At 66.0% G+C, this 16,436-nt stretch carries 16 protein-coding genes; 14 read left to right on the plus strand and 2 right to left on the minus strand.

The features are described from left to right. Positions 1-798 carry an SDR family NAD(P)-dependent oxidoreductase gene (locus G6N38_RS21725; RefSeq protein ID WP_163750073.1) on the minus strand — a complete coding sequence of 266 codons (798 nt, stop codon included), beginning with the start codon at positions 796-798 and terminating at the stop codon, positions 1-3. A gap of 110 nt (positions 799-908) precedes the next feature. Between G6N38_RS21725 and fabG the strand changes: the two genes are divergently transcribed. From fabG to G6N38_RS21790, 13 genes are all read left to right on the plus strand, one after another. After that, positions 909-1,655 carry a 3-oxoacyl-ACP reductase FabG gene (fabG, locus tag G6N38_RS21730; protein WP_163750074.1) on the plus strand — a complete coding sequence of 249 codons (747 nt, stop codon included), beginning with the start codon at positions 909-911 and terminating at the stop codon, positions 1,653-1,655. Beyond that, positions 1,652-2,422, plus strand: a complete 771-nt coding sequence (locus tag G6N38_RS21735; RefSeq protein WP_163750075.1) for an enoyl-CoA hydratase/isomerase family protein — start codon at positions 1,652-1,654, stop codon at positions 2,420-2,422. Before fabG ends, G6N38_RS21735 begins: the two co-directional genes overlap by 4 nt. Continuing rightward, the gene (locus G6N38_RS21740) at positions 2,419-3,222 is read left to right on the plus strand and encodes an enoyl-CoA hydratase/isomerase family protein (protein ID WP_163750076.1); all 804 of its coding nucleotides are present in this window, start codon (positions 2,419-2,421) and stop codon (positions 3,220-3,222) included. The genes G6N38_RS21735 and G6N38_RS21740 overlap by 4 nt, the downstream gene beginning before the upstream one ends. Beyond that, positions 3,219-4,004, plus strand: coding sequence for an enoyl-CoA hydratase/isomerase family protein (locus G6N38_RS21745; RefSeq protein WP_163750077.1), 786 nt, complete (start codon positions 3,219-3,221; stop codon positions 4,002-4,004). Before G6N38_RS21740 ends, G6N38_RS21745 begins: the two co-directional genes overlap by 4 nt. Continuing rightward, positions 4,001-5,269: an aromatic ring-hydroxylating oxygenase subunit alpha gene (locus G6N38_RS21750; RefSeq protein ID WP_163750078.1), complete on the plus strand. Its 1,269-nt coding sequence runs from the start codon at positions 4,001-4,003 to the stop codon at positions 5,267-5,269. Before G6N38_RS21745 ends, G6N38_RS21750 begins: the two co-directional genes overlap by 4 nt. Positions 5,270-5,340: 71 nt before the next feature. Beyond that, positions 5,341-5,808 (plus strand): aromatic-ring-hydroxylating dioxygenase subunit beta, encoded by a 468-nt coding sequence (locus G6N38_RS21755; protein ID WP_407663010.1) that lies wholly within the window; start codon positions 5,341-5,343, stop codon positions 5,806-5,808. Between the two features lie 9 nt (positions 5,809-5,817). Beyond that, positions 5,818-6,072, plus strand: coding sequence for a hypothetical protein (locus tag G6N38_RS21760; RefSeq protein ID WP_163750080.1), 255 nt, complete (start codon positions 5,818-5,820; stop codon positions 6,070-6,072). Then, positions 6,069-7,277, plus strand: a complete 1,209-nt coding sequence (locus G6N38_RS21765; protein WP_163750081.1) for an acetyl-CoA C-acetyltransferase — start codon at positions 6,069-6,071, stop codon at positions 7,275-7,277. Before G6N38_RS21760 ends, G6N38_RS21765 begins: the two co-directional genes overlap by 4 nt. Continuing rightward, complete coding sequence (locus G6N38_RS21770; RefSeq protein WP_163750082.1) at positions 7,274-8,629, plus strand: OB-fold domain-containing protein; 1,356 nt, start codon at positions 7,274-7,276, stop codon at positions 8,627-8,629. Before G6N38_RS21765 ends, G6N38_RS21770 begins: the two co-directional genes overlap by 4 nt. After that, positions 8,619-9,821, plus strand: a complete 1,203-nt coding sequence (locus G6N38_RS21775; RefSeq protein WP_163750083.1) for an acetyl-CoA acetyltransferase — start codon at positions 8,619-8,621, stop codon at positions 9,819-9,821. The genes G6N38_RS21770 and G6N38_RS21775 overlap by 11 nt, the downstream gene beginning before the upstream one ends. Positions 9,822-10,004: 183 nt before the next feature. Beyond that, complete coding sequence (locus G6N38_RS21780; RefSeq protein WP_163750084.1) at positions 10,005-10,865, plus strand: SDR family oxidoreductase; 861 nt, start codon at positions 10,005-10,007, stop codon at positions 10,863-10,865. Between the two features lie 11 nt (positions 10,866-10,876). Beyond that, positions 10,877-12,508 carry a class I adenylate-forming enzyme family protein gene (locus tag G6N38_RS21785; RefSeq protein ID WP_163750085.1) on the plus strand — a complete coding sequence of 544 codons (1,632 nt, stop codon included), beginning with the start codon at positions 10,877-10,879 and terminating at the stop codon, positions 12,506-12,508. Further along, a complete protein-coding gene (locus G6N38_RS21790) occupies positions 12,505-14,265 on the plus strand; it encodes a class I adenylate-forming enzyme family protein (protein ID WP_163750086.1) in 1,761 nt (586 codons plus the stop codon). The genes G6N38_RS21785 and G6N38_RS21790 overlap by 4 nt, the downstream gene beginning before the upstream one ends. Here G6N38_RS21790 and G6N38_RS21795 read toward each other — a convergent pair. After that, entirely contained in the window at positions 14,206-15,231 is a 1,026-nt protein-coding gene (locus G6N38_RS21795; protein ID WP_163750087.1) for an MBL fold metallo-hydrolase, read from the minus strand. The genes G6N38_RS21790 and G6N38_RS21795 overlap by 60 nt on opposite strands. Positions 15,232-15,464: 233 nt before the next feature. Here G6N38_RS21795 and G6N38_RS21800 point away from each other — a divergent pair, with 233 nt between their 5' ends. Beyond that, entirely contained in the window at positions 15,465-16,430 is a 966-nt protein-coding gene (locus G6N38_RS21800; RefSeq protein WP_163750088.1) for a DUF7064 domain-containing protein, read from the plus strand. Positions 16,431-16,436: the final 6 nt, after the last annotated feature.

The raw sequence follows: 16,436 nt of genomic DNA on the forward strand, positions 1-16,436 counted from the left end.
TTACGGCATCGTGTAGCCGCCGCTGACCGAGATCATCTGCCCGGTCACCTGGCCCGCGGCCAGTGGCGATGCGAACCACAACACTGCCCGCGCGACATCGGTGGCCGTGGTCAGTTTCCGCGTGGGGGTGTCTTTGAGCATGAAGTCAATCTGCTTGGGGTTGAACACTTCGTCTTCGCCGACCGCCCACAGGCTCGATGCCCCGACGGCCTCCGGCCCTTCGGGCATCACCAGGCCCGGGCACACGATGTTGGAGCGAATGCCGTGCCGTCCGTGTTCGCGTGCGGTCGTGCGCGCGAACGCCACCATCGCGGCCTTCGACGCACCGTAGATGCCCTGCCGAATCTGGCCGAATGCCGCATCGCTGGCGATGAACACCAACGCCCCGCCACCGCCGGCCTTCATCGGGCCTATCGCGGCCTGCGTGGTGGCGATCGCGCTGAAGAAATTCACCTCGATCGTGCGCTGCCATTTGTCGCGATCGGTGTCGGTGGCCACGAACCCGGGCACACTCCAGCCGGCATTGTTGACGACGACGTCGACGCCGCCCCAGGTGTCGACGGCCAGCCCGATCGTGTTCTCGGCGCCGCCGGGCACCGTCAGATCCTCGATCGCGAGCTCGACGGCGGACGCCCCCAGTTCGATGGCCTCGTCGCGGACTTTCTTGGCCTGGGGCTCGTCTATGTCGTTCAACACGATTCGCGCGCCTTCGGCGGCGAATTCGTGCACGATTCCCCGTCCGATGTTGGATGCGCCGCCGGTGACGACGACTCGTGCTCCTGACAGTCCGAGATCCATGGTGGTCCTTCCTGGCCGAGGTTGTTGAAACAGCTCGGACCCGTGATTTAACCTAGATTAGAAATATCGGTTAGATTTGTCTACGGCGGAAGCGTCGACGGGAGATCAATGTGGAGAAACTGCTGCACGGCAAGGTTGCGGTGGTTACCGGCGCGGCGCAGGGGATAGGTCGCGAGATCGCCCGCACGTTGTATCGGCACGGGGCGAGGGTGGTCCTGGCCGATCTCGATGAGGACGCGATCCGTTTGGCGGTCGACGACGTCGCCGGAACCGGCGCCGATTGCACGGGCGCGGTTTGCGATGTGACCTCCGAAGACCAGGTACAAGCGTTGGTGGCAGGTGCGGTTCGTGATTTCGGGCGCCTCGATGTGTTCGTCAACAACGCCGGCATCACGCGCGACGCGTCCCTGAAAAAGATGGCAGTCCAGGACTTCGACGCGGTCGTCACCGTTCACCTGCGCGGCACCTGGCTCGGAATCCGCGAAGCCACCGCGGTGATGCGCGAACAGAAGTCCGGGAGCATCGTCAATATCTCTTCGCTGTCGGGGAAATCCGGTAACCCCGGCCAGACGAATTACAGCGCGGCCAAGGCCGGCATCGTCGGGCTGACGAAGGCGGCCGCCAAAGAGGTCGCCCACCACAACGTGCGGGTCAATGCCGTGCAGCCCGGGCTGATCCGAACCCCGATGACAGCGGCGATGGGGCCGGAGCTCTTCGCTCAACGGGAGGCGGACGTGCCCATGAAACGTGCTGGTGAACCCTGCGAGGTCGCGGACGCGGTCGTGTTCCTGGGCTCGGAGCTGTCGAGCTACATCACCGGATCGGTGATCGAAGTGGGTGGCGGGAGATACATGTGAAGCCCGTAGTCACCGCTATCGATGGCGGCATCGGACGTATCACGCTCAATCGGCCGGACCGGATGAACGCCATCAACGTCGAACTGGCCACCGCACTCCAGACCGCGATCGACCAGCTTGGCGACCGCCGGGACGTCAACGTCGTCGTGATCCGCGGTGCCGGCGGGAATTTCTGCGCCGGAGGCGATTTCGACGAGGTGCAACGGTTGCGCGCCGAAGGTGCTGCGGAGCTGCGCACTCTGTTCACCGCGTTCAAGGCCGCCTGCGATGCGATCACCCGTGCGGAGGTGCCCGTCGTCGTCGCCGTCGAAGGGGTGGCCATGGCCGGGGGCTTCGAGCTGATGCAGGCGGCCGACATCGTGCTGGTCGCCAACGACGCACGGATCGCGGACAACCACATCAACTTCGGCATGATCCCGGGCGGGGGCAGTACCGCACGTCTGCCGCGTCTGCTCGGGCGGCAACAGGCGTTGGGGCTGTTGTTGTCCGGTGACAGGATCACCGGTTTCGACGCCGTCGAACTCGGTTTGGCCTACAACTGCTTTCCGCCGGAGACGTTCGACGAATCCGTCGACGCATTCGTGACGAAATTGGCCGGGCGCGACCGTTCGGCCCTCACCGCCATCAAGCAGCTGGTGAACGATGGTTTGGCCAAGGATTTCGACACCGCAAACGCCGACGAAACCGATGCCGTCGTAGACCGGATCAGCGGACAGGCCGGCCGAACCGGCGTTTCGGCATTCAAGAGCAGAGAGGTCAAGGCATGACTACAGCGATCGACGCCGCCGTGCTGCGGGAGGTTGCGCCCAACGGCGTTGCCAGCATCCGGCTGAACCGCCCCGGCACCTCGAATGGCCTCAATGTCGAAACGCTCAAGGCACTGCACGAGGCGGTCTTGGCGTGCCACGCCGACCCCGCGGTCAAGGTGGTGCTGCTGACCGGAGCCGGACGTAATTTCTGTGCGGGCGGTGACATCCACACCTTCGAGTCCAAAGGCGAACAGCTGCCGGACTATCTGCGCCAGGCCACGGCCTGGCTGCAGCTGGCCACCGCGGCGCTCATCCAGCTGCGGGTCCCCGTTGTCACCGCGGTGCAGGGCTTCGCGGCGGGCGGCGGCGGCCTGGGTCTGGTCTGCGCCTCCGATATCGTGGTGGCCGCGCAGTCGGCCAGATTCTTCTCCGGCGCAGTACGAGTCGGGATGGCGCCCGATGGTGGATCCTCAGTCACCCTCACTCAATTGGTCGGTCTGCGGCAGGCGTTGCGGATCCTTCTCACCAACCCCACGTTGACGGCCGACGAGGCAGCCCGAATCGGTCTGATCACCGAGGTGGTCGACGACACGGAGCTCCAGGCCCGCACCGAGACCATTGCCGCCGAATTGGCGGCCATGCCCACCCGGGCGTTGTCGGCGACCAAACGGCTGGTGTGGTCGGGTGTCGGCGCCTCCATCGAGGAGCGACTGCCCGAGGAGTCGCGCACGGTGTCCGAATTGTCCGGCACCGCTGATGCATTGGAAGGGCTGCGCGCCGTCATCGAACGTCGAGCACCGAGGTTCACCGGCCAGTGAACGTCCTCATCGACGATGACGGCGCCGTCCGCACCCTGACCCTCAACCGGCCGGAGGTTCGCAACGCCATCGATATCCCGTTGCGGCTGGAACTGGCCGACGCTCTGGAATCCGCTGGTTCCGACGCGGGGGTACGCGCGATCATCCTCACCGGTGCGGGCACCACGTTCTGCTCGGGCGGCGACATCTCCACCATGCGGCTCATGACCGAGAGCGAGGCGATGGATCGCGCGCAGTTGGCACAGCGCGTGATCCGGGCGATCTGGAACACCCCGAAACCGGTCATCGCTGCGGTCGAGGGTGCCGCGTTCGGCGCGGGTGCGGCCCTGGCCGCCGCCTGTGACCGGATCGTCGCGGCCCGGGACGCGCGCTTTGCGACGACATTCACCAATGTCGGCCTCGCCGGCGACATGGGGGCGTTCGCTTCGCTGCCGCGCCGCATCGGGGTCGCTCGCGCTCGCCAGATGCTGCTACTGCCCGAACCGGTCACCGCGGAGGTCGGCTACGACTGGGGGCTGGTCGACGCCCTGGTCGAACCCGGAACCGCGATCGAGGCGGCCCGCACCGATGCGAGACGACTCGCGGCCGGACCGGCGCTGGCCTACGGCGTCATCAAGACGATGCTCGCGAGCGCTCCCACTTTGACTCCCCTCGAGGTGCTCGACCGCGAGGCCGCGCATCAGGCGCGGCTATTCGGCAGCGACGATTTCGCCGAAGGCGTCGCGGCTTTTCAGGAGAAGCGGCGACCCTCGTTCGGCCCACGACAAGGAGTTCTCTCATGACCTCTGTCATCGATCCCTCGGCAGACACCAGCGGCCGGTACGGTCGGCTGATCCGCCCGGAAAAGGTGCACGGCTCGCTCTACACCGACCCCGCGATCTATGCCGAGGAACTGGACAAGATCTGGTACCGGACGTGGGTGTTCGTCGGCCATGAGAGCGAGGTCGCCCAGCCGAACGATTATGTTCGCAAGAAGCTCGGTCCCCAGGACGTCATCATGACCCGAGACCGGGACGGCGAGATTCACCTGCTGCTCAACCGGTGTGCCCATCGTGGCAGTCAGGTGTGCGACGACGCCAAGGGGAACTCCAGCACGTTCCGGTGTCCCTACCACGGCTGGACGTTCCGTAACAACGGCGATCTCATCGGCTTTCCGTTCTTCAAGGGCTACGGCGGACGCAAGCTGGACCTCGCGATGGGGCGGGTGCCCCGGGTCGACTCCCACGGCGGTTTCGTGTTCGGCAGCTTTGCCCCCGACGGACCGTCGCTGGCCGAGCACCTCGGTGCCGCCGCCGGCGAGATCGACCGGCTCACCCGGTTGTCGCCCGAGGGCCGGGTGGAATTGACGGCGGGCTGGCTCCAGCACAAGGCGCAGGCCAACTGGAAGTTGCTGGCCGAGAACGAGACTGACGGCTACCACCCCCAGTTCGTGCATGGGTCCATCTTCGGCGTGACCGGAAGTACTATCGGACCGCTCTACAGCGACTCCTCGACCGCGGTCACCCGCGACCTCGGCGGTGGACATAGCGAGAACGATTTGCGCCCCGAATTCCGTAAGTTCGCCGAGCCGATGCGCTGGTTCGGAACGACAGAATCACGGGTGCCCGACTACGTTGCCGCGATCCGGGCCAAGCACGGGCAGGCGGCCGAGCAGATCCTCATCGAGGGTGCCCCGCACGTGATGATCTTCCCCAACCTGTTCATCGCCGAGATTCAGGTCTTCAACATCCAGCCGGTCGCGGTCGACCAGTGCGTGCAGTACGCCACCGCGGTTCAGCTTGCCGGCGCGCCAGAACTGAATCGGCGCATGGTCTCTCAGTGCATCGGTTCTGTGGGGCCGGCGGGCATGTTGCTCGCTGACGACACCGAGATGTATGAGCGTAATCAGCAAGGTATCGCAGCCTTGACACCGGAGTGGCTCGATGTGCGCCGGGGAATGAACCGCGAAACCGTCGATGAGAACGGGTTCAAGATCGGCACCAATACTGATGAGACGGGGATGCGGGGCTTCTGGTCCCACTACAAGACGCTGATGGAAAGGGACTGAGCATCGTGACCACGTCACTGCAGGACTCGGACGTGCTCGAGGCCGTACCCGAGGGCTTCGATCGGTACGCCGTGGAGCAGTTCCTCTACCGCGAGGCGCGCCACGCCGACGAGAACAACTATGACGCGTGGGAGTCCCTGTGGACCGACGATGCGTTGTACTGGGTTCCGGCGGACTCCGGCGGGTCGGACCCCACGCGTCAAATGTCGATCATCTATGACAACCGCAGCCGAATCTCCACCAGGCTCAAGCAAGTGCGTACCGGTCGCCGGTACGCTCAAGCGCCGCCCTCGCACCTGCGGCGGCTGATCTCCAATATCGAATTCCTCGGTGGCCGAAAGAATCCCGAGGGTGCCGTCGACCTCGAGGTGGGGGCCAACTTCATCGTCGTCGAGTCGCGCCCGCGCGGAAACCATGTCTGGGGCGGTCGGGTCACCTACCGTCTGCGCCTCGTCGACGGCGAACTGCGGTTGGCGTACAAGAAGGTGCAGTTGGTCGACGCCGACCAGCCAATTCCGTCGCTGAGCTTCCTCATCTAAGGAGCATTCATGGGAATCCAGTTCGACGAGTCGGCACGGGTGACGATTCCGGAGGTGGGCGCGGTTATCGGCAGCGAGTTCGCCGAAGTCGCGGTGAGCATCGACGACGAGGCCAATTCTGCGCGGCTGAAGTTGGTGGACCTGCGAACCGGACGGGTGCGTTTCCTCGACGCACTCGAACTCGAAACCATTGTGTGGCTTCCTGACGAACGGCTCAACAGTCTGCTCGATCCGTCGGCAGATCGCTGGCGGGGTGAGGCATGAGACGCGCCGCCATCGTCGCCCCGTTGCGCACACCGGTCGGTACGTTCGGGGGCGCCCTGCGCCCCCTTCGGGCCGAAGACCTTGCGGCGCAAGTGATCAAATCGGTGGTCGCGCACAGTGGTGTCGACCCCGAGGCCATCGAAGACGTTGTGATGGCGCAGTCCTACGCCAATTCCGAAGCACCGTGTATCGGCCGGTGGGCAGCTCTGCACGCCGGATTGCCGATCACCGTCTCGGGCCTGCAGATCGACCGCCGCTGCGGTGGCGGGCTACAAGCCGTCATCACTGCGGCCATGACGGTGCAGACCGGTGCGGCCGACGTCGTGCTGGCCGGCGGTGTCGAATCGATGAGCAATATCGAGCACTACACCACCACGGCCCGGTGGGGTTCGCGATCCGGCAACCAGATGCTCTATGACCGCCTGGACCGCGGACGTGAATTGTCGCAGCCGGCGTGGCGGTTCGGTCAGATCAGCGGAATGATCGAAACGGCAGAGAATCTCGCGTCCGATTTCGGCATCGACCGGTCGGCCGCGGATGAGTTCGCGGTCCGAAGCCATCGCCGCGCCGCGGCGGCCCACGACAATGGACTCTTCGACGAGGAGTTGGTGCCCGTGGAGGTGCCGCAGCGGCGCGGGGATCCGATCGTGGTGGTCGCCGACGAGGGCGTGCGCCCCGACACCACCACCGAGACCCTGGCGAAGCTGCGCACAGTGCAGCCCGGCGGCACGGTCACTGCGGGAAATGCCGCCCAACAAAACGATGCCGCCGCCGCGTGCCTCGTGGTGGCCGAAGATCGGCTGGAATCGCTGGGCCTGGAACCAATCGGGTTCCTGGAAGGTTGGGCCGCGGTCGGCTGCGAACCATCCCGGATGGGGATCGGGCCGGTCGGCGCAGTCGAGAAGTTGTTCAGCCGAACGGGATTGACCTTCGACGAACTCGCCTTGATCGAAATCAACGAGGCCTTCGCCGTTCAGGTGCTGGCCGTGCTGTCCGGCTGGGGGCTCAAGCTGGCCGACGTCGAGGACCGGCTCAACGTGAACGGATCGGGTATTTCGCTCGGCCATCCGATCGGGGCGACCGGCGTCCGCATCCTGGCTACCATGCTCCATGAACTACGCCGCCGCGGTGGAGGTTTGGCTCTGGAGACGATGTGCATCGGCGGCGGGCAGGGGATCGCCGCGGTGTTCAGGGGTGCATCGTGACGTTCGGATTACTGCGGTATGGCAGCTATCTGCCCCGGCACCGACTGAGCCCGGCCGATATCGGCCTTCGCAAGGGCGACAGAGTTGTCGCCTCCTACGACGAAGACTCGACCACCATGGCCGTGAGCGCCGCCGGCCAGGTGGTGGAGCCGGGTGCGCACCCGGGTGCGCTCTACCTGGCCACCACCACCCCCGCCTACGCCGACAAGACGAATGCGAGCGCTGTGCACGCCGCGCTCGGCCTGCCCACTGACGTGCTGGCCGCCGATCTGGGCGGTACGGCCCGAAGCGCCATTGCCGGATTACTCGCCTGCGCCCGCAGCGGGGGACTGGTCGTTGCGGCCGATGTGCGAGTCGGTAAGCCGGGCTCGGCTGACGAGAAGACCGGCGGCGACGGCGCGGCAGCCCTGTGGTTCGGCGAGGGCGAGCCCATCGCCGAGATACTCGCGGTGCGTTCACTCACCGCCGAGTTCCTGGACCGGTGGCGGGATCCGGCCTCTGCCACCGGGTATCAGTGGGAGGAACGGTTCGGCGCGCAGCGCTACAGTGCGTTGATCCGGTCGGCCGCGCGCGACGCGCTCGACGCGGCAGGGCTGGCCGACGCCGACCATGTCGTGCTGGCCTGCCCGAACACCGCCGTGGTCAAGCGGGCCTCGACACTGGTCAAAGGCCAGAAGTCGGTCATCACTTCGCCCGTCGGGCATACCGGCGCCGCCGATCCTCTGATCGCTCTGGCCGGCGCGCTCGACATCGCCGAACCGGGCGAGACCATCCTGGTTCTGTCGGCAGTCGACGGCTGCGACGCCATCGTGTTCCGCACTGCCGCCGCCATCGCCGACGCCCGCCAGGAGAGGCCTCTGAGCGCGCAGCGAGACGGTGGACTGCCGGTGCCGCACCTGACCTATTTGTCTTGGCGCGGGCTCGTCGAACGGGAGTCCCCGCGCAGGCCCGAACCCGATCGCGCGGCCGCGCCTCCGGCCGCCCGATCGGAGCGGTGGAAGTTCGGCTTCACCGGATCCCGCTGCACGAATTGCGGTTTCACTCATCTGCCGCCGGCGCGCGTGTGCCGGTCGTGCGCCGCGGTCGACGACATGGTCGATGTGGCTGCCGCGCAGCTGGCCGGCACCGTCGTCACCTACACGGTGGACAGGCTGGCGTTTTCACCCTCGCCGCCGATGGTGCAGGCGGTCATCGACATCGACGGCGGCGGTCGATGCACCCTCGAGGTGGCCGATGCCCGCCCGCAGGAGCTGGCGGTCGGCAGCCGGGTGCACTTCTCGTTCCGGCGGCTGTTCACCGCCGGCGGTGTGCACGACTACTTCTGGAAGGCGGTGCAGGACAGTGCCGAGTAACGGAATCGCCGGCAAGGTCGCGGTCGTGTCCATGGGATGCAGCACGTTCGGCGAACGCTGGGACGCCTCCACCGATGACCTGATCCTCGAGGCCTACCAGGAATGTCTGACGGGGGTGCCGCAAGTCGCCCGTGCGGATGTGGACGCCTACTGGCTGGGCACCCTGAGCTCCGGGCTGGGCGGTCTGACCTTGAGCCGTGCCATCGCGAGCGATGACAAACCGGTCACCCGGGTCGAGAACTTCTGTGCCACCGGCTCCGAGGCGTTCCGGAATGCGTGCTACGCCGTCGCCGCGGGGGCTTACGACATCGTGATGGCGGTGGGTGTGGAGAAGCTCAAGGACTCGGGCTACTCGGGACTGTTGCGTCAGGATCCGCCGGGTGACGGCACCGCACCGGAGATCTCGATGACCGCGCCGGCCGCGTTCTCGCTGCTGGATCCCGCCTATTGCGACCGCCACGGGGTTCATCCGGATGAGATGCGGGCCGCGATGACGCATGTCGCCTGGAAGAACCACGATAACGGCACTCGAAATCCGAAGGCCCAGTTCCGTTCTCCGGTTTCCCGCGAGACCATCGACGGCGCCCCGAAGGTGGCCGGCCGCCTCGGGGTTTTCGACTGCTCGGGGGTGTCGGATGGGGCCGCATGCGCCCTGATCGTGTCCGCCGAGCGGGCGCACGAATTCACCGACACGCCCATGTACGTCGAGGCGCTGTCGTTGATCGCGGGATCGGCGCGCGGATCGATGGACTCGGCCTACGACTACACCACCTTCCCGGAAGTGGTGAAGGCAGCCAAGGATGCCTACGCCCAGGCGGGCATCGAGCGCCCAGCCGAGCAGCTCTCGCTGGCCGAGGTCCACGACTGCTTCACTCCGACCGAGATCGTGCTGATGGAGGACCTGGGGTTCTCCGAGAGCGGTCAAGCCTGGAAGGACGTGCTGGCCGGGGAGTTCGATGCGGGTGGGCGGCTGCCGGTCAACCCCGACGGTGGGTTGAAATCATTCGGTCACCCGGTGGGGGCCAGCGGATTGCGCATGCTCTATGAGGCGTGGCTGCAGTTCCGCGGACAGGCCGGCGACCGCCAGCTGGCCGATCCGCACACCGCACTGACTCACAATCTGGGCGGGCGGCCCGGTGGCTGCGTGTCGTTCGTATCGGTGGTGTCGCGCGAACCTCGCCGCCGCGGGTGAGGCGCAGCGCGCGGAGGGTCGACCCCAACCGCCGGAATAATTGAACACAGATTCATGGATCATCCTGAGAGCGCCGTCGCCAACTACTAGCTGACAGGGGCGGTACAGCCGGGCGGGCGCCTTGACTCAGGACATTTTTTTAATCTAGATTTGAGACAACTGGGACGTTACGGAGGAGTGCAAGTGTCGGGTGTTGAAGACAAGGTCGTCATCGTCACGGGTGCCGGAGGCGGCCTGGGCCGTTCGTATGCGCGATTCTTGGCGGCCAACGGGGCACTCGTCGTCGTCAACGACCTGGGCGGAGCTCGAGACGGTTCCGGTGCGGGTACCGCGGCCGCCGACACCGTGGTCGAGGAGATTCGAAGCGCAGGCGGCAAGGCGGTGGCCAGCTACGATTCCGTCGCGGACGAATCCGGAGCAGCCGCGATCATCGACACGGCGCTCAATGAGTTCGGTGCGGTACACGGCGTGGTGAGCAACGCAGGCATCCTGCGCGACGGTGCGTTCCACAAGATGTCCGGCGAGAGCTGGGATGCCGTCCAGAAGGTGCATCTTTACGGCGGATTCAATGTCATTCGGGCCGCGTGGCCGCACTTCCGCGAGCAGAACTTCGGGCGCATCGTGGTCGCCACGTCCACCAGCGGCCTGTACGGGAATTTCGGCCAGGCGAACTACTCGGCAGCCAAGGCCGGTCTGGTGGGCCTGATCAACACCCTGGCCATCGAAGGCGCCAAGTACTCGATCACGGCCAACGCCGTTGCGCCGCTGGCTGCTACCAGGATGACCGCCGACATCGCTCCGCAGGAGCTGCTGGACAAGCTGGATCCCGAATTGGTGGCGCCGGCCGTCGGGTACCTCGTGTCAGCGGAGAACTCCGACACCGCATCGGTGTTCGTCGTCGGCGGCGGACTGGTGCAGCGGGTCGCTCAATTCCAGAATGACGGGGTCACCTTCACCACGCCGCCCAGCCTGGCCGACATCACCTCACGGTGGTCGCAGATCAGCGATATGTCGGACGCCAAGCTCGGCCGCAATCCCGTCTGAGTGATGGTGCCATGAGCACGTCGCCAGTGTCCGATCTCGACCCGAGTGCGCGCCCCCGGGCGTATCGACCGGCCGACCGCGCAGTGCCGCTGGTCGGCCACACCATAGGCGAATTACTGGGGATACGGGCCGGCGAGCACCCGGATCGGGAGGCCGTGATCGGCGTCCGCCACGGTACCGATCGCATTGAAAGGCTCACCTACGCCGAGCTTCTCGATGAGGCCGACCGGGTAGCCGCGGCACTGGCGGTGCTGGTGGAACCCGGCGACATGGTGGCGTTGTGGGCTCCCAATGTCATCGAGTGGACGGTCATCCAATATGGGGCGGCGTTGGCCGGTGTCGTGCTGGTGGCGCTCAATCCGGTGCTGCGCCACGACGAACTCGAGTATGCGTTACGGCACAGCCGAGCACGATTGCTGCTGCATGCGGACAACAGTCGCGGGTATGAGATGGGCGCGGTCGCCGAGAGCGTGTGCGGGAGTATTCCCGGCATTCAACGGATCTCGCTGTCGCAACCATGGCTGGCACCGTCGGGTTCCGCGGCCAGCGACATCGGCACCGATGCGGATTCGCCGGTCATGCTGCAATACACCTCGGGTACGACCGGCCGCCCGAAGGGCGTCCTGCTCACCCACCGGGCCCTGATCAACGTCGCCAAACTCACGATGCAGGCTGCCAGGGTGGCCGAGGGGGCGATCTGCTGCAACCCACTACCGTTGTTCCACACGGCCGGCTGCGTCATCGCCACGCTGGGTCCGCTGTGGGTGGCCGGCACCGTCGTTCTGTCCGAACGATTCAGCCCCGAAACCGCGCTCGAGACGTTGCGCCGGGAAAACGTCTCGGTGCTGTTCTATGTCCCCGCAGTGCTGCACGCCCTGCTGCAACGCCAAGCCGACGAGGGCCGGCCGGCGCCGCGCCTCGATGTGATCATGGGTGGGGCGGCCACCGTATCGAGTGAGCTGATCGACGGCGCGGCGAAGGTATTCGGCGCCCGAGTGCACAATCTCTACGGCCAGACCGAGCTCGCGCCGGTGGTCTCGTTGACCCGCCCGGAGGACAGTCGGCACGACCAGCTGCACACGGTGGGACGCCCACTGCCGCAACTCGACTGCAAGGTCATCGATCCGGGCACCGGTGCGGTTGTGGCCATCGGTCAGGTCGGGGAGATCTGTGCCCGTGGGTATCAACAGTTCGTCGAGTACCTGCATGATCCGGATGCCACCGCAGCCGCCGTCGACCCGGAAGGTTTCGTGCGGACCGGCGATCTGGGCACCATGGACGAACGCGGCTTTCTCAGGGTCACCGGCAGGCTCAAGGAGCTGATCATCCGCGGCGGTGAGAACATCGCACCCGCCGAGGTGGAGTCTGTCATCGCACAACATGACGATGTGCTCGATGTGGTGGCCGTGGGCCTTCCCGACGAGCGGATGGGGGAGATCGTCGCCGTGGTATGCCGCGTCGGTGGTCGTGTGCGAGTAAGCCTGCGGGACAGTCTGGTCGCGTATGCACGAGACCGGCTTCCGGCCTACAAGGTGCCAGCCCGGTGGTTCCTCATCGATGAGTTTCCGAGGACCCCGACGGGCAAGGTCCAGCGCTTTGCCCTGCGGGAGGCCGCACTGGCGCAGGAACTGAGCGAACTGTGACCGTTCGCCCGTCTATCGAGGCTCGTCGCCTCGCTCTCCGAGAGAGTTTTCCGTCCTGGCAACCGACGAGCCTGGCAGGCTGGCTCGACAGGTGTGCGGCACAGTATCCTTCGCGGCCGTTCGTGTTGGCCGACGCGGGATCGGCGACGTACCGGGAGGTCGCGCAGGAGTCTCGCAGGCTTGCCGCGGGGTTGTCCGTTCTCGGTGTGCGGCCCGGCGATCGGGTGGGAATGTTGGTCGCCAACTATCCAGAATTCGTCAGTGTGAAGTTCGCGATCGCCCGTGTCGGTGCGATCGCGGTGCCGTTCAACTATCTCTACCGCGAGAGCGAATTAGCGTTCGTGCTGGCGGATTCCGAATGCCGGGTGCTGGTGACGATGACAGAGTTCGGCTCGCTGGACTACCAGCAGATGCTCGACGGGATCATCCCGGGCTGGAGCCGCCCCGGCTTCGCCGATCGGCCAGCCACCGCCGACGGTGTCCCCGGTCTGCGCCATGTCGTGGTACTGGACACCGGGGGTGAACCACGCGATGGCGCGCTCTCGGTAGCGGGCCTCGGCGAACTCGCGGGCACGGTGGGCGCCGTGTTCGCGCCGCCCGACGTCAACCCACTGGCTGCCGGTGACATGCTCTACACGTCGGGGACGACGGGGGCGCCCAAAGGTGTGATGGTGTCGCACGACGCGGTGTTGCGCACCGCCTACGCGTCGGCGCTGACACGTGCTTACCAGGACGGGCGCCGAATTCTGTACTCCCTGCCCTGCTATCACATGTTCGGCTACATCGAGGGTTTGTTATCGGTGATGTTCGTCGGCGGAGCGGTGATCCTGCAGCCGTCGTTCAGTGCCGAGGGCTACTTCCGAGGTATCGAGCGGCACCGCGCCACCGACATGCTCTGTGTACCGACGATGGCCGTGGCAATGCTGGAGAGCCCGGCCCGCACCCGCTATGACCTCAGCTCTCTGGATGCCGTGCTATGCGGGTCAGCACCGGCCCCGGTTTGGCTGTGGGAGAACGTGACCCGAGATTTCGGGGTCGCCGAGATCGTCACCGGATACGGCATGACGGAAAGCGGTGGGGCGATGACACTCACCCTGCCGGAAGATCCGCTCGAGGCGCTGTCCGAAACGGTGGGAAGGCCGAAATTGGCAGGCGCGGCCGGGGTGCCCGGTACCGACACCCTGGTGGTCTATTGCGCGGTTGACCCCGACACCGGTGCGCCGGTGACGCCGGGCACCGAGGGTGAGCTGATCTCGCGGGGTCCAACGACGATGTCGCAGTACTGGAACCGCCCAGCCGACACTGCCCGCACGCTCCGTGACGGGTGGTTGCACTCGGGGGACCTGGGGCGCATCCGCGCTGACGGATACCTCCAGGTGACCGGCCGAAGCAAAGAGCTGTACAAAAGCGGCGGCGAGCTGGTCATGCCCAAGGAGATCGAGGACCTACTGGCCGGGCATCCGGGCATCAGCCAGGTGTTCGCCGTGGGGCTGACCGACGAGCGATGGGGCGAAATCGGCTGCGTCGTCGTGGTTCCGGCGCCCGGTCAGGAGATCTCGGAACAGGACGTGCTGACGCTGTGCCGAGAGAAGCTGGCACGCTTCAAGGTGCCCAAACGCGTTGCCTTCTACCGGGCCGAGGATCTGCCCACGACGCCCACCGGCAAGGTGCAGAAGTACCGGCTGGTGCAGCAGTTGTCAGGCCACGACAAAGCTGCGGACACCGTCGACGTCGGCGCCGGTCAGGGCGCCCCGTAGTTCGAGCAGATCGAGATGCGACTGCACCTCCAGGATCGCCGTCATCTGATGGATGGTCTGAAGCTCGTCGAGCGTGCGTTCCCGCCGCGTCCACAGCATCGCGGTGGCCACCTCGTACGCAGTGTGGCGCCCGGCGGCAATCAGGTCGCCGATCTGTCGCAGCCGGACCTCGTGGTGCTGGATCAGTTCGTGGGCCCGGGCGTGCGTGCCGGCATCGGTGGCGCCGTGCGCCGGAAGCATTCTCGCGTCGGGCAGGTCCAGAACCAGGCGAAGCGAGTCGATATAGGAGCGCAGCGGTAGCTTCTCGGGGGCGCGCTCGAACGCGATCGACGGGGTGATGCGGGGCAGCAGGTGATCGCCGGTGAACAGCAGGCCCTGTGCGGTGTCTTCGAAGACGACGTGTCCCCTGGTGTGTCCCGGGGTGGCACGGACCGTGATCTGGGTGGGGCCGCAGTCGATGACGTCGCCGTCGTCCAGCCAGCAATCCGGGGGTGAAAAGGCCACATCAAGCTCGTAGGCCTCCCACTCGAGCGCGGTGATTTCACCGGCCACCTGTGCCGCGCCGGCGCGGACCAGCGCGCCGATCTGGTTCGGGTGCACCTCATCGGGCTGCTGCGCGAACGCCGCGATGCTGTGCCGTTCCTCGCGTCCGAGCATCAATTCGATGCCGTGCCGATCACGCCACCGCACGCCGAGCGAGTAGTGATCCCAGTGTTGGTGGGTGGCCACGATTCGGCGTACGTCACCGAGGCCGAAGCCCAGCGCATGCAACGCGTCAGTCAACGCCGTCTCACCCGGCGGGTATGCCCATCCCGGGTCGACCAAGGTGACTCCGTCGGGGCAGTGGATGACGTACGCGTTGACGACCTGCAGGTCGGGTAGCGGGAGCGGCAGTGCGACGTGCGCCACGGTGCCGGTCAGGGTCTTGAGGCCTCGGCCGACCGCGTCCGCCGATGTGTGTGACATCCGGTGCTCCCATTCTGCCGCAACAAAATTTAACAGAGACTAGAAAACTATGTTAGCGTCGGATCATAACCGTGATGAATGACACGTGACCAAGTCGAAGCAACATTCAAAACCATGAGCAGAATGCGAAGGAGGTCGGCAGCGATGGCCATCGGCTCACCAAGCCGGGCAGGCACCACGGTGCTGATGCGCGATGGCTTCGTGGCAACCACCGCCGGGCCGGGGGTACCTCGATGCTGACCGCCGCCGACGATTACCCGCACGAGGTCGGGGCAGAGGTCAACTTCAACGAGTCGATGTACTTCGAGTTCCACGACCCGGCGCTCGATCTCGGCGGATTCCTGCGCCTGGCCAACCGGCCGAACGAGGGTATCGGCGAACGAACCGTCTGCCTGTACCTACCCGGAGGGGCCGTCGGGTTTGGATTCCTGCGGCCCACCGTCACGACCAACGAAGCCATGAATGCCGGTGGCCTGGTCGTGGAGGTTCTCCAGCCGATGGAAGAGCTCAGCATTCGGTTCGGCGGTGACCTCTGCGTCATGGCAGATCCGCGCGCGATGAACGATCCGAAGGCCGCGCTGGCGTCTCATCCCATGGTGCGGGCCGACATCGAACTGCGGTACCGGGCACTAGCCGGCGCCCACGAGCAGACGTTCGAATCTGACGGGCAGTCGTTCGCGCCGCATCATTACGAGCAACTCTGTGCGGTGAGTGGCCGGATCCAGCTCGGTCCGGATCGGTTCACCGTCGCAGGCCATGGCCTGCGTGATCATTCCTGGGGGCCGCGTTCTTGGCAGGCGCCGTGGTTCTATCGCTGGCTGCACGGCTGCAGTGCCGAATTCGGCTTCATGGCAGCTTATTTCGGTGATCCCGACGGATCCAGCAGGTGCGGCGGATTCGTATTCGACGGCTCGGTGTTGCACGCATGCGACGAGGTGAAGATCACCACCGCGCGTGATCACGACGGATTCCAACAGCAGATCGACCTATCGATCGCGGCGGGGCAACACCACTGGCGGCTGCGAGGTGAAGCACTGTCCTCCGTACCGCTGCGGCACCGTAACGCGGACGGCACGGTCGGGACTCGCATCGTCGAGTCAGCGATCCGTTGGGAACTAGCCGACGGCGAGGTGCTGCACGGGATGGCCGAATACCTCGATCAATTACACGACGGGCGTCCCGTGGGAACGCACGTTTAAACGAAG

Origin of the sequence: Mycolicibacterium helvum (assembly GCF_010731895.1) — a bacterium.
Taxonomy (GTDB): Bacteria; Actinomycetota; Actinomycetes; order Mycobacteriales; family Mycobacteriaceae; genus Mycobacterium; species Mycobacterium helvum.